The 12,455-nt window shown below is 42.9% G+C and carries 16 protein-coding genes and 1 pseudogene; 11 read left to right on the forward strand and 6 right to left on the reverse strand.

The window, feature by feature from the left end; all coding sequences use genetic code 11:
* The 9 genes and pseudogenes from EXZ60_RS16445 to EXZ60_RS16485 form a co-directional block, all read left to right on the forward strand.
* Positions 1–97, forward strand: a 97-nt coding sequence (locus EXZ60_RS16445; protein WP_194584830.1) for an IS3 family transposase, incomplete at its 5' end; no start/stop codon positions are given.
* A gap of 145 nt (positions 98–242) precedes the next feature.
* Complete coding sequence (locus EXZ60_RS16450; protein WP_277432597.1) at positions 243–878, forward strand: inovirus Gp2 family protein; 636 nt, start codon at positions 243–245, stop codon at positions 876–878.
* Positions 879–1,111: 233 nt separating this feature from the next.
* A pseudogene (locus EXZ60_RS16455) lies at positions 1,112–1,712 on the forward strand (inovirus Gp2 family protein).
* Between the two features lie 67 nt (positions 1,713–1,779).
* Entirely contained in the window at positions 1,780–1,980 is a 201-nt protein-coding gene (locus EXZ60_RS16460) for an AlpA family transcriptional regulator (RefSeq protein WP_039437545.1), read from the forward strand.
* Between the two features lie 82 nt (positions 1,981–2,062).
* Entirely contained in the window at positions 2,063–2,503 is a 441-nt protein-coding gene (locus EXZ60_RS16465) for a ribonuclease HI (RefSeq protein ID WP_072610185.1), read from the forward strand.
* A 591-nt stretch (positions 2,504–3,094) separates the two neighbouring features.
* A complete protein-coding gene (locus EXZ60_RS16470; RefSeq protein ID WP_277435980.1) occupies positions 3,095–4,750 on the forward strand; it encodes an SgrR family transcriptional regulator in 1,656 nt (551 codons plus the stop codon).
* 66 nt (positions 4,751–4,816) lie between these two features.
* The gene (locus tag EXZ60_RS16475) at positions 4,817–5,443 is read left to right on the forward strand and encodes a LysE family translocator (protein WP_277435981.1); all 627 of its coding nucleotides are present in this window, start codon (positions 4,817–4,819) and stop codon (positions 5,441–5,443) included.
* A gap of 88 nt (positions 5,444–5,531) precedes the next feature.
* Entirely contained in the window at positions 5,532–6,197 is a 666-nt protein-coding gene (locus EXZ60_RS16480) for a glutathione S-transferase N-terminal domain-containing protein (protein WP_277435982.1), read from the forward strand.
* Between the two features lie 167 nt (positions 6,198–6,364).
* Positions 6,365–6,976: a hypothetical protein gene (locus tag EXZ60_RS16485; RefSeq protein WP_277435983.1), complete on the forward strand. Its 612-nt coding sequence runs from the start codon at positions 6,365–6,367 to the stop codon at positions 6,974–6,976.
* Positions 6,977–7,025: 49 nt separating this feature from the next.
* On the opposite strand, the gene EXZ60_RS16490 is transcribed toward EXZ60_RS16485, so the two are convergent.
* Complete coding sequence (locus EXZ60_RS16490; RefSeq protein WP_277435984.1) at positions 7,026–7,397, reverse strand: hypothetical protein; 372 nt, start codon at positions 7,395–7,397, stop codon at positions 7,026–7,028.
* Positions 7,398–7,493: 96 nt separating this feature from the next.
* Between EXZ60_RS16490 and EXZ60_RS16495 the strand changes: the two genes are divergently transcribed.
* Positions 7,494–7,976, forward strand: a complete 483-nt coding sequence (locus tag EXZ60_RS16495; RefSeq protein WP_277435985.1) for a tetratricopeptide repeat protein — start codon at positions 7,494–7,496, stop codon at positions 7,974–7,976.
* A 167-nt stretch (positions 7,977–8,143) separates the two neighbouring features.
* Complete coding sequence (locus EXZ60_RS16500; RefSeq protein ID WP_088721477.1) at positions 8,144–8,923, forward strand: DUF3658 domain-containing protein; 780 nt, start codon at positions 8,144–8,146, stop codon at positions 8,921–8,923.
* Between the two features lie 253 nt (positions 8,924–9,176).
* On the opposite strand, the gene EXZ60_RS16505 is transcribed toward EXZ60_RS16500, so the two are convergent.
* From EXZ60_RS16505 to EXZ60_RS16525, 5 genes are all read right to left on the reverse strand, one after another.
* Positions 9,177–10,010, reverse strand: a complete 834-nt coding sequence (locus EXZ60_RS16505) for a tetratricopeptide repeat protein (protein ID WP_088720851.1) — start codon at positions 10,008–10,010, stop codon at positions 9,177–9,179.
* 230 nt (positions 10,011–10,240) lie between these two features.
* Entirely contained in the window at positions 10,241–10,468 is a 228-nt protein-coding gene (locus tag EXZ60_RS16510; protein WP_277435986.1) for a hypothetical protein, read from the reverse strand.
* Positions 10,469–10,515: 47 nt separating this feature from the next.
* Positions 10,516–10,884, reverse strand: coding sequence for a hypothetical protein (locus tag EXZ60_RS16515; RefSeq protein WP_171981684.1), 369 nt, complete (start codon positions 10,882–10,884; stop codon positions 10,516–10,518).
* Complete coding sequence (locus EXZ60_RS16520; protein WP_171981683.1) at positions 10,881–11,648, reverse strand: transcriptional regulator; 768 nt, start codon at positions 11,646–11,648, stop codon at positions 10,881–10,883. Before EXZ60_RS16520 ends, EXZ60_RS16515 begins: the two co-directional genes overlap by 4 nt.
* A gap of 318 nt (positions 11,649–11,966) precedes the next feature.
* Entirely contained in the window at positions 11,967–12,410 is a 444-nt protein-coding gene (locus EXZ60_RS16525; RefSeq protein WP_171981681.1) for a DUF2787 domain-containing protein, read from the reverse strand.
* Between the last annotated feature and the right edge of the window lie 45 nt (positions 12,411–12,455).

Below are 12,455 nucleotides of genomic sequence, written 5' to 3' on the forward strand. Positions count from 1 at the left end.
CTTTGAATACATCGAGGTTGATTATAATCGGACAAGAAGGCACAGTGCTCTTGGGTATCTAAGTCCAGTTAACTTTGAAAATAAAAATGTCGCTTAATGAAGTGTCCAGTCTGGCTGGAGCAGATCACTCATCACACTGATATGAAGCGTGTTGGTATAGGTAATATACATAACTACCAACTACTAAAATTAACGTTACTCCCTGTGTGTATGAGAGACACACGAATAGGGATAACAACACCATGAATCACCAGTACACATCTGAAGACAAATTCAACAACTACGACCTACCTCAACCAACGAAACGAAAGCAACGATTCTTCTATCGCAAGTTTCACCTCTACAAGATTTCTCAATTGATAGAGAAAGCATTGAAGTATCACCCTAGGCTATCCGTGTTTCGGATAGACCTACACTTACCCGAAGATTTCGATGATGCAGATTCGAAAGTCATCACCCGATTCTTCAAATCCCTAAATGCCAAATTGGACGTAGATATAAAACGTAAAGAGAAAAGCTGGGGAAGGGGTTTAAAGAACAAGACCAGTTACATCTGGGCAAAAGAGAAGAATACCTCTAAGCAGTATCACTACCATGTGGCTATTTTCTTGAATAAAGACATCTATCATCGACTCGGTGACGTAGGTGCATCAGAAGGGGGGCTAGCGGCTCTAATGAAGCAAGCTTGGTGTAGTGCTATCAAACAGGATAAACCTGCACTAGTCCATTTCTGCAAGAATGGTGTGTACTACTTGAATCTTAACTCATCTGATGTTCAGAGCTCGAAGAATGAGTTATTCAAAAGAGTTTGCTATTTCGCTAAACCTTACTCAAAGATTTATGAGGGAAACGCGAGAAACTTTGGCACTAGTAGTTAGTCAGCTTAAAAGTAACGGTAGTCACAGTCCCTGTGGGGTGAACAACAAACCATAGGAACTAAAATGATTAAGCCACTCAATGTAGTTCACAGTCGCTCTGAAGCGCCTGATCACCTAACCATCACCAAACACGCCGATATTCGCAGTATGAGTTTTGGTTGCTGTCACGACTTACCTTAAAAAATACAACGTGAGTAATACCTATGTCATTCACACACGAAAAGGTATTACTCATGTCAAATAGAACCCACCTCCCAAGCATTACTCTAGATAGAACTTTTGAAGATTACCCGCTGTATTACAGCGACAAGGGGTTATACGAGTCAGCACTGACCTCTATGGTCGATGTCTTTGAACAGGCACTCAGTCATTTTGACATCGCTCTCGCCACACGTTTGGACTTGTTCTTGCCAGAAGACCATCAAGATACCGACCTCAGTATCCTCAACGATTACTTTAATCTGCTTAAAGAAAAGCTTGATACGGATTCTCTGTTCTATGTATGGCGTAAGCGGGAAGACAAGGTGCCATCACACAACTATCGAGTGATGCTGTTTACTGACTATAGCCAGCACTTTGGTTCCGCTATTTGTTGGGACAAGCGCAATGAATTGGTGGAGCATCTTAAAGGGGCTTGGCAAGAAGCGATAGAAAAGCACTACAGCGGAGAAGCGCGTTCATTGGTGTTTTTCAATGACCGAGGCAATTATGGGGGGGGGGACTCGTTGTCGTAGCAAAGACGCCAACATAAAGAACACGCTTTTTCACCGTATGAGCAGCCTTGCTGAAGCGTGGGAAGAAAAGCGTTACTGCTTTGGCTCTAGCTTGGAGTAGACCGACTGCATTTTTTTACAGGGGCGGCTTATCTCATGGGTATATACAAAGCAGGAGACGATTCCCAATGAGATTTCTACGACTCAAAGACGTAATGGCGATTACAGGGCTAGGCCGTTCAACTATCTACAAGTTCATGGCAGATGAAACTGACTTTCCTAAGAGTGTACCACTCGGTGGGCGAGCGGTGGCTTGGGTAGAAAGTGAAATCGAGGAATGGATGGAATCGCGTCTGAGTATGCGAGACAACCAAGAATCCTTTCAGTAACACAAACATTAAATCACACCATCAACGGGGCGCTGGCTAAGCAAAGTCATGCGCCCTTTTTGCAATTAGAGAGAGATAAAAAATGAGTTATTCAATTTACGTAGACGGCGCGGCACCAAATAATCAACACGGATGCAGACAAGGTGGGATTGGTATCGCAGCTTTTAATGAGCAGGGTGAACTAGAGCATCAAGATAGCATCACCATTAAGCGTAAAACCACCAATGCCGAATTAGAGCTAATGGCATTAGTCGAAGGTTTAGAGTATGCGCAGGATGGTGACGCCATCTACTCAGACAGTGACTTCTGTGTAAAGGGCTACAACGATTGGTTAGATAACTGGAAAGAGAGAGGTTGGCGTAAGTCAGACAAGAAGCCAGTAAAGAACCGACATCTATGGCAACAAATCGACGAATTACGTTCAAAGAAATACGTTGAGGTGTTTAAGGTCAAAGCCCATTCAGGAGATAAAGGTAACGACATGGCAGACTTGTTAGCCGTTGAAGCGGCAGAGGCTGATTAAGGCTATGTGCACAGTTTGTTAGCAGACCGCTAGCAGGCTGTGCGGTCGTATTCTTGCTTTATCCCTATAATGGTAATTCGTCCTTAGGGTAGCGTTAAGCGTTTTTATAGATAATATATACCTGAAGATTAATCGGCGTTGGTTGCTAATATTGAATGTGACTGGGATTGATCTGCCTCTACGTGTTTGTTGAATTAGTTGGTTTGGTGGCAGATGAAAAATAGAGCCTTCCTTTATTAATTAAAAGGTGAACTATTCACATTAAAGAGAACGTTATTACTTCGGGTTTGTTACCTGATAATAGCGACATGATCCCAACTGTGTGAGTGAACCATGAATCCATTAGACTACACCTTCTATACTTTAAACGCGAAACAGTACTTACCGGAACCACCTCAAACGATGACAGTGATACAAGCTCAAAGCCGTCCTCGTTTGTCTGGTATAGTTTTCTTGGTGGGATTCATAGTCGGCCAGATAGTCCATATCTATTAATCTCGGCCTGCGAGATCATAAACACACTATTTTATGTTATGTCGCCAAGTCACAGAGTGAGCCGTCGTTTCTAATGAAGATAATTTTGAGGTTGACATGGTAGGTTCTCAGTTGTTGTCCACGAGTCATCTACAACGCTTAAAGCAACTCGAGAAACATTTTTCTCGCAATGAAACTTATGATGTCGATATCGTCACCCTTGCTGAAATTCTGGTCTGTTCAGAAAGGTACGTGAGTAAGCTAATGGCTGCTTTCGAGAGTTTTGGGCTTATCCATTGGGCTTCGGGTCAGGGACGTGGCCACCGCTCTAAACTGACACTACTTAAAAGCTTTGAGGCCTCACTGCTGACTCAGTTAGAGCAAATGGCTCGGTCTGGCAGAATGAACCATGCATTTCGGCTAGCCACTCAATTTGGCGAAGTCCGCCTATTTCAAGATCATTTGCCTCTCTGGTTAGGGGACGCACAACAGGAGCTGAAAAAGCAGAACACTTTAATGTATTTAGTGCCATATATGCTGCCTGAATGGCGTCCACATTTGGCACAGTCCGCTCGTTCTATTTTATTGATCGAAAGCGTGTTCGACACCTTAGTGCGTTATGACCCCGTTCAAAATGATATTGCGCCTCACATCGCACACCAATTTCATTACAGTGACAAGCAAATTCGTCTTCGCATCCGTAATGACATCATGATGCACAATGGAGAAGCGCTGACACCGGAGCTGGTCAAAAAAAATATCGAGATGCGTCTCAACACGCCGCACCCATATCAAATTCTATTTCGCCATGTCGAGCGAATTGACATAGATAAGCAGTGGGTCATTTTCTCTATGCGTCAATCTGACCCCGTTTTGCTTCATTTATTAGCCGATTCGCACAGTGCGATTTTTGATTATCAGGCATCAAAACCTATCGGATGTGGAGCATATCGGGTCGAAAGTCTGGAAAAACAGTATTGGAGTTTGGTTCGTAACAACCACTATTTTGGCTTTGGTGGCCATATTGAACGAGTAGAGTTTTGGTGTAGCGATGCCCGACCTCAAACGCCTATGCACGTGGCAGAACTGCTCTATTGCGAATCTCAACCCGCTCAACCACAAAAAGTCGATCGCAGTGGGTGTACTGTTTTGCAGTTTCATCATCATGCAAACGCCTTGTCCGCTCAAGAAAGAGCTTGGCTTGTTCATCATAGCCGCCGCTTTACACTTGATAGCCAAAAAAGAGCAGCGAACAGCGTGATGGATTGCCATCAAGATAAGGGGTTTCACTTGTTCAATCACGACATGAAACTGCCATCTCGTCCGGTGGTCATTGAAGTGATAGACAGTCATATGAGGGAGTTGCAACCTTTGCTTGATGCGTTGTCTCAAAAAGGGGTTATTTGGCAGGTGTGTCTTCAAGGACAATCTCAAGATGTGGCTGTTGATGTCTCCTACGACTGTTACGTATTTGGCGACGACCTGACGTTCCAGTATTACGAGTGGTTACTTTGTGGCAATGTGTTTAGTCTATGTTTGCCTGAACGAGGAAAACAAAGCCTATTAACCTTTATTGATATGCTCATGCAGGAAAGTAACGATAGTGAGGAGTTTCTGCACAAGCTGTATCGAGCAGAGGATTGGCTTATCCAGAACTATTATTACTGTCCTCTGTGGCGCAATCATTTCACCGTCACTCGCGCGGACAATTTGTATGGCACCGAAACCAACAATATGGGTGTCATGTCGCTGGTCAATATGTGGTTGGAGTAATCGCTGGTATGATAGTGTGTCAGTGGCGATTTTTTGAAGTGTTTAACGGAAAATTAAGGATAGAAAATGGATTTTAACCTTTGGCTCGGCTTTGTCGCGGCATCGCTCATTCTTACCGCGACACCGGGGCCTAGCATATTTTTAGGTATTGCACATGCACTGAAGTATGGGCATAAACGCGTGCTTTATACCGCCCTTGGGGACATCTCAGCTAACTTTATTCAAATGGTGTTAGTCGCCTTGGGTTTAGGTGCCATTCTTGCCAATTCGGTAATGGCATTTACTGTCATCAAAGTTTTTGGTGTGATCACGTTGGTTTACATGGGACTAAAAATGCTCCTCGCTAAACCAGCACAAGTTGAGCACTTAAACCTCAACAACTCAGATTTACAGGCCTCAAACAAAAAGTTGTTTTACTCTGGCTTTTTAGTCGCGGCTGGCAATCCCAAAGCCATCCTATTCTTTTCGGCTTTTTTTCCGCAATTCATCAACCCCGACTTACCCGTATTCCCTCAACTATTAGTGATGTGTCCAACCATGGCGTTGCTTGATTTCAGTTTAGTGATGTTTTATGCGTTTTCGGCCAGACGGATTGTTGATGCGAGCCGACTATCTCTTACCGCTGTGACAAGAGGAAGTGGTGCTTTACTGCTGGGAGCCGCAGGTATTCTAGCAGTTAAAGAACCCACTTAATCTCGACTGAGAACCGCGACCAAGATTGAACATACTGTGCCCAGCACAACCATTAGACCTATTTAGCAACTCTCGGAGTAAGACTCCTATGATCACTTTTTACGAACTGTGTGGGGACGATGAATTAAAATTCAGTCCTTATTGTTGGCGAACGAAAATGTGCTTGATACACAAAAATATCGCCTTTGATACCTCAGACCTATCTTTTGTCGACATTCAGGCTCAGTTTAAGGCGCAGTTTTCTACACTCCCCGCCATCAAAGATGGTGAAACGGTGCTCTCTGATTCGTTTAACATCGCTGATTATCTTGAGGTCCACTACCCGGAATCACCTTCACTATTTGGCGGTGAAAAAGGGCGTTTAATGGCACTTTTTTTCCATGAGTGGGCAGCATCATTACATTCGGACATCGCCAAAATTGCCATCTTCGACATTTACTGCAAGCTTAAAGAACGCGATAAAGCTTACTTTCGTTCCTCTAGAGAGAAATACTTCCAGGACAGCTTAGAAAATGTACAAAGCAACAACCAAGAGTTAGCAAAGGCCGACTTACTCAAAAAAATGAGAGTACTGGAATCTTATTTAGCTAAGACACGATACTTATCGGGCGATGCGCCCATGTATTCAGACTATATCGTCTATGGGACGTTGAAGTGGCTGCTGTCTACGAGTAACGCTTTCACAGGGGAAATGCTGACTAGCCATGTTTTGAATTGGTATGACAGCCTAGATAGGATTGGCACTGGAATTTAAACATGCTTTAAGACAACGATGGAAATGTGAACGCAACGCATAGTTTGCGTTTAAATTTATCGGATGTTACATATTGATTTGTTATAGTTTATTTCCGTATGTTGCTGTCAATATGCAATGTACAGAATAAATTTTCATTTCAAAAAAGTGCCACAGGATATCGTATTATGATAACTAAAGTTGTTCCTCTAATGTTGTTCGTTTCGTGTTCAAGCTTTGCATCAAGTGAGATTGTTGATAATTTTTCTCACATAGGATTTGGTTATAAAGGAGCTAGTTTTAAGTCGGGAGCGTTAAAACCTTACCTTAACGATAAGTATGACAATACAGAGAATAAGACGATGGGAGGGTTATACTTAGATGTCAGTGCTCAAGTTTTCGACTACGTATTCATCGAAGGAAAAGCAGATTTTCTCACTCGATTTAGTTCGGAGGTAGATAGTTGGCAAGCTGGCGGAGGACTCATTGGGCGTTTGGGAGGGGTAATGGCCAGCTCTTTATCCTGTGGAGCAGTAAACTATCGTGCTGATAGTGATTACAGTTCACCATATTCCGAGCGTGGAACATACTGTCAAGCGATGGTTAGAAAACAAATAGCTAATCATTGGTTGATGGGAGTTTCCTATCAGCATGACTTCTTGGATTTAGCAAGAGATGAGTTTAAATGGAATAATGTCTTTCAATTCGGCTCAGTGTTTGGTTTAGTTGCAAATTTAGAATATGCAGAGCGTGAGAAAGCAGAAGTGAGCTATGAGCTTGGGTTGCAGTTTTCATTTTAACGTATGCGCTTCGCAATAATTGACGCGTTATGGATGTGAATATTGGGGGCTATAGTAAGTTAGACTTAGCCACCACTTGAAAATCATCTCTATATAAAATCGTACCTACATTCGAATATTGTAATACTGAGACCTTGATATCATATTCTTCTAATATGTACTTTAATTCGTACATGATCGATATGTATTGGGTACTAGAGTCTAAAAACCAAGAAATTGCATTTCGTGGCCATGATTTTTCTTCAAATGGTGGGCAAGGTAAAGATGAATTGAGTTGAGAAAATATTTTTTCGATATGCTCTCTATGATATTCATGAAGTATTAGTTCTTCATCGAGCATTATTTTCGCCTGTGTAATGATGCCATGAGTATGCTGCAAATGCTTTTCTTCATTTTTGCTTGCAATAAATCTAATGTACATAACCTTGCTACTTGTTTGGTTAGTTGATGCCTAAATTAAGATAAGGCGGTCTGCGTTTTTGAAATTGTAACATAATTAATGAAAGGTAATACACGTATGAGAACAAGAATAAATGAAGCTATCTTGCTTAGAAAAAGAGGGAGCCATAAAGAGTCTCGTCAGTTATTGCGCACGGTGTTAGCGAATTCTTTCTATGCGGCTTCCGCGCATTTGAATATTGCTTGGTCCTACGATAACGAAGGCAAGGAACAACAAGCTATAGAACATTACCGGTTAGCATTAAAGGGCCCGCTTTCACCGAACGAGCGATTTGATGCATTGTTTGGTTTAGCGAGTACTTACAGAAGCCTCGGTTGTTATGAAGATGCGCTGGATTACTTTCAACAAACGATTACCGAGTTCCCAAATAATTTAGAAGCTCAGCCTTTTTATGCGATGTGTTTATATAACTTAGGCAGACATAAGGAGGCAACCGCTTTGCTTCTTAATTTGTTGGTATCGACAACTGACAATCAGTCAATAAGAGAATACCAAAGGGCAATACTGCTGTATGCAGAAGATCTTGATAAAAAGTGGTAAATATTGCGTTCCTACGTATATTTATTCGTCTAACAGTGGAGTAGACACAATAGCGTGGTTCTAGTGATGAATTCTAAGGTTTTGGAGCTCGATAACTGATTAAGCTGACAAGGAGCGATGAATGAGAATACAGAGACGATGTGCTGATATTCAAAGTGAGTTTAATAATGACCACTCGTAAGATTACTCATTTTGTTGTGGGAGGCGCATCTGCTGGCATTTTGAATTATCTTCTTGCACCAGATGAAAAGAAGCGGGTGGTAGAGCTGTGTGACCCGTTGGCTTATGGCCCTCTAATGAATTATGGTACTGTGCAGGGAGGTGCTCTACGTAGCAATTGGTTTAGGAGGGTATGTAGTCTTATTAATGAGCCAGATTTATGGCCATGGTTATCCGACCATATAGGACTGCCCATATTGCAGAGCTATCAGGATCTCGAACGCGATGGCGATTATGTTGTTTGGGTTGGTCAGTCAGTGGATGAGCAATTAATGTTGCGATTACTGTGCTCAGTATTGCCGGAACACAGTTTATTTTTAGCCGATGTAACGACAGGTCAGTTGGATAAAGGCACCATACCAATCGTTGGAGCCTGTTCAACTAAAGAGCTTACCTCCGTCATTCCGGTGCCTATTGATATCTTTCAGCAAGCTAAATTAGCAAAAGAATGGGATAGTATTCTTGTGTGCAGGAATATGGTTCGAACTTGGAACGGTTCCGCAATTGTATCCCATGATGAGACGTTTTTTGATGAGGCACTTCTTTCCGCGATTGGGTCACGAGTTTGTGTTGCAGCAGAAGCCATTGGCCGTGTACTTGGCGATTATGTAGGGCAAGTCGGTGATACTTTTCTTTGTTATAGATTGCGTGTTTTGATATTGAAAGGAATAGTGTGTGCGGTTGGTGAAGGGCCTTTATTTAGAAGTCAGTTGAGTCTGGCGTTATGACATGAGAGGTTTGAACTCTTCGAGAAAACATAATAGGGTGAGAAAAGGAAATGGAAACATAATTGCTAGGGGGCACACTTTGCCTATAGAGTGCCAGTTTAGTGTATGGCTAAGGAAAATATAATTTCGCATACTCACCATCCGTAGTGTCGGACATCAATGATGCGAACGTTTGGCGTTTGGATAGTCGAGCTATGGGAGCACCAGTAAGTATGAGCCATTACACGCTATAGCATAGTTTTGATTATGAAAATTACCAATGGCAGTGTTTATATAGGGACTCAACACATTTCATTGACCTGAGTTGGGCCTCATCAATATCAGCCTGGCTTAAGTCATCAAAGATTATTCCTTTCATATTTTTAATATCTTTTCCGTTGTATTGACTGATGTTTAACCACATATAGCTTGTGATATCATTTTTAGGTACCATTTTCCCCTGATAGTAAATAACAGCAAGCTTATATTGTGCGTCTTGCTGTCCATTCCTTGAGGCTAAGTTAAACCAATGTAGAGAATACTTGTCATTTTGTAGGACACCTTCACCTAGTTCATACATTTGACCAATGTAGAACTGTGCATCTTTATTGCCTTTCTTTGCTGATTGTAAGAACCAATGTGCTGATTTTTTTAGATCTTTGCTAATGCCATCGCCACGGTAGTACATTAAACCCAAATAAAACTGCGCTTTATTTTCGTCATTTTCTGCTGCTAACTTAAAATACGTAAATGCATCCTCGTATTGTTGAAGAGAATAAAGGTAGATTCTCCCAGCACTATATTGAGCGTCTACAAAACCTTGGTTTGCTGACTTAACGTACCAATCTAAAGCTTTCGCGACACTTTTTTCAACACCCAGTCCTTTACTATACATCCAGCCTATCGAGTACTGTGCTTGAGCATCTCCGTTCTCAGCTAAGGGTAGCCATTCTGCATAAGCAGCCTTATATTTCTTCTGGCTAAGCGCGATGTATCCTTTTTCATAGGCTTCATCAGAGTTTAGAGTTTGTTCATTTGTGATATTGGTAGTACCACTCGTACAGGCGCTTAAAATAAGAAGAGGAATGAAAATTAAATAGCGAAGCATGATTTATTGACTGCATGATGAAAATTTAAACGTAAGTATATCAGTGGTGGTTACTAAAAACATGATGTTAATCAGATGATTAATAAGTACTATTTGAATTAAGTGAAATTGCCAGCTAATGGGAATAGTATTGTTGAGAGGTATTTAGATAAGAAGCTATGTCTAGAAGCAAAAAAAGAATGGGGAGCGTAATTGCTCCCCATTGTCGTTTTTTACCGTTGCTGGTGGTGTTACTTTTCTTTGACTGCTTCACAGCCTTCAGGAACGGCGATGCTCGCTACGTCCTTACCTTCCTGTTGCGCCGCTTTCACCTCCATTTTGTATTGAGTACATTTGCCTACACTGATGTTGACGGCTCCCGAATCCGCGGATGGGTTGCCACCCAGTGTTCCACCAGCAAATGCGGAAGAGGTAGAGAAAACTAACGCTGTAGTGATGAGTAGAGATGACTTATTCATAGTTGATCCTTACGAGTTGGTTGAGTGTGTTATTTGGGAATTGGAAGTTAGAAGGTGTAGACAAAGGTGCCAGCGCTGGAGGTGACTTCGATTTCTTTCACGTTGTCCACGGTGCAGTTGTTGCTGTATCCGGTGTAGGTTTGGCCGAACTTCAATGAAACGTTTCTTGATAGCTCTGAGGCAGTCCCCGCAGGTAATCGGCAGTTGCCACGGTTAATCACCACATTGCTAATTACGGTGTTGTCGGTGATGGCTTGCAGGTCAAAGACCAATGTTCTCCAGTGAGAATTGGTGGATATCGACACTTCAATATCTGCCGTTGCTGCTTGGGTCTCTTCTTGGTTACCGCACGCGGTGAGCCCGATAAACAGGATGGTCATAGAGGTGTATCGGAGTAGGGTGTTGGTTAATGTCATAACGGTGCTCTCCTTATCGGTGAGTGAAATTCAGGCGCACTGACTTCATCGTGTTCACGCATGAACCGCTCAATATTGAAATCAGTCGGATAGGTAAAAGAAAACGTCGATACACTGGCCTCATCAATCAAAGGCAAGGCTAGGGTGCGTATTGTGTGTTGGCCGGATAATCGAAAGAGCAGCAAGAGCGCGTCACACTGAACCGAGAGTCCCAGAGGCTCAATGAGCGCCTTCTCTTGCTGCAATACTTGGCTAGATATCTTGAGCATACGGTTGTGCAGTAATGCCGTGTGTACCGCATTCAACACGTGCCGTTGCTCGTCACTCCACTCGCGAATAGTGGGCAATGCCACATGTACCTTGGCTAACCATGCTTGCTCTTTTGAATGTGCTGAACCCTTGTGTGGTAAGGGTTTGTCTCTCTCCGAGGAGCACCCTTGCCCATAATTCAGTGCATCAGGAACCAGCGGCAGTAAGTACTTGTTGGTCAGTTGCCAATAGAGCATTTCCTGCTTGTTGAGCTTCAGTAATTGCTCTGAGGTTTTCCGATAAACATGGGGCATGCTCATCGAATCACACTCCACATTAAACACTTCCACAATGATGTCATCGAGGTAGCGTTTAATACTGCGCGTGGTGCGGTGGATATCGAGTAGGGCTAACTGCTGCTGCAATTCCCTAACGGTAATCCATCGATGTTGAGGAATAAGCATCAGCGTGTGCAGCAAAGCGGATAACCCTTCAATGCTGGTTTTATTGCTCATGACTACGCTCTCAATACATCAAAGCTCCACACCGGAGTCGGACATTTAATGTCGGGAGAATAGAGGTGGGTCAGACACATAATGTCCAACGGTGAAAACAGCATCAATCGGCATCACTAAAGCGTGAGCCGATTAACATTAACGAGGCCTATGCTTATCACTGAGCTCGGCAATGGCTGCCAATAACCCAATCAACAGCACCACCAGAAATCCTAAAGTGGATAGGACTCCAATGGCACCGAAGAACGGAGAAAGGGAGAACAACGCAATGAGGGCAGAGACAAGTTTGATAGTTTGTAGAAGAAGGGAAGTCATGAGTTATTGCGGGGTGACGGCTATCTCGTTGTAGGAGTCCATATCGATATAGGTAAGAAAGTTATTCTCCCATAGGCGATACAGCTCTTTCGCATCACGACTACCTTGCATTGGTAGCCAGCCACGATAGGCGACAAAGAACTGCCCGGCCCGAAAATCAAAATCCAAATTGCGCTCTAGCTCTGGGTAGTAATTCCCCATATAAGCAAAGTCGGTGATGTACTCAATGCTCCATTCCCCTGTTGAGGTTTGGCAAATTGCAATCTCAACCGGATGGAAGCCGCCTTCATCCGCGCTGTAACTTTTATCGCGAAAGTTAAACACCAGATAACGGCTGGTGGTCAGTGCTTCATTACTCAGCAAATGAGCGGTGAGTTGCTCACTTAGCAGCTTATGCAGTTTCTTGGACACTGGTAATAATGATGCTGTGAAGTTTAATTTTGACATAGTGAGTCCTCCTTGTTTCAGGATTCAAATAAGAAATGAGACAGA

It is taken from the genome of Vibrio sp. 1151_11, from assembly GCF_029478525.1.
Classification (GTDB): Bacteria; Pseudomonadota; Gammaproteobacteria; order Enterobacterales; family Vibrionaceae; genus Vibrio; species Vibrio anguillarum.

What these genes read in the sequence shown, in the direction of transcription:
- EXZ60_RS16450 (WP_277432597.1), top strand. Translation starts at nt 243, where the DNA reads ATGAATCACCAGTACACATCTGAAGACAAATTCAACAACTACGACCTA.
- EXZ60_RS16460 (WP_039437545.1), top strand. Translation starts at nt 1,780, where the DNA reads ATGAGATTTCTACGACTCAAAGACGTAATGGCGATTACAGGGCTAGGC.
- EXZ60_RS16465 (WP_072610185.1), top strand. Translation starts at nt 2,063, where the DNA reads ATGAGTTATTCAATTTACGTAGACGGCGCGGCACCAAATAATCAACAC.
- EXZ60_RS16470 (WP_277435980.1), top strand. Translation starts at nt 3,095, where the DNA reads ATGGTAGGTTCTCAGTTGTTGTCCACGAGTCATCTACAACGCTTAAAG.
- EXZ60_RS16475 (WP_277435981.1), top strand. Translation starts at nt 4,817, where the DNA reads ATGGATTTTAACCTTTGGCTCGGCTTTGTCGCGGCATCGCTCATTCTT.
- EXZ60_RS16480 (WP_277435982.1), top strand. Translation starts at nt 5,532, where the DNA reads ATGATCACTTTTTACGAACTGTGTGGGGACGATGAATTAAAATTCAGT.
- EXZ60_RS16485 (WP_277435983.1), top strand. Translation starts at nt 6,365, where the DNA reads ATGATAACTAAAGTTGTTCCTCTAATGTTGTTCGTTTCGTGTTCAAGC.
- EXZ60_RS16490 (WP_277435984.1), bottom strand. Translation starts at nt 7,397, where the DNA reads ATGTACATTAGATTTATTGCAAGCAAAAATGAAGAAAAGCATTTGCAG.
- EXZ60_RS16495 (WP_277435985.1), top strand. Translation starts at nt 7,494, where the DNA reads ATGAGAACAAGAATAAATGAAGCTATCTTGCTTAGAAAAAGAGGGAGC.
- EXZ60_RS16500 (WP_088721477.1), top strand. Translation starts at nt 8,144, where the DNA reads ATGACCACTCGTAAGATTACTCATTTTGTTGTGGGAGGCGCATCTGCT.
- EXZ60_RS16505 (WP_088720851.1), bottom strand. Translation starts at nt 10,010, where the DNA reads ATGCTTCGCTATTTAATTTTCATTCCTCTTCTTATTTTAAGCGCCTGT.
- EXZ60_RS16510 (WP_277435986.1), bottom strand. Translation starts at nt 10,468, where the DNA reads ATGAATAAGTCATCTCTACTCATCACTACAGCGTTAGTTTTCTCTACC.
- EXZ60_RS16515 (WP_171981684.1), bottom strand. Translation starts at nt 10,884, where the DNA reads ATGACATTAACCAACACCCTACTCCGATACACCTCTATGACCATCCTG.
- EXZ60_RS16520 (WP_171981683.1), bottom strand. Translation starts at nt 11,648, where the DNA reads ATGAGCAATAAAACCAGCATTGAAGGGTTATCCGCTTTGCTGCACACG.
- EXZ60_RS16525 (WP_171981681.1), bottom strand. Translation starts at nt 12,410, where the DNA reads ATGTCAAAATTAAACTTCACAGCATCATTATTACCAGTGTCCAAGAAA.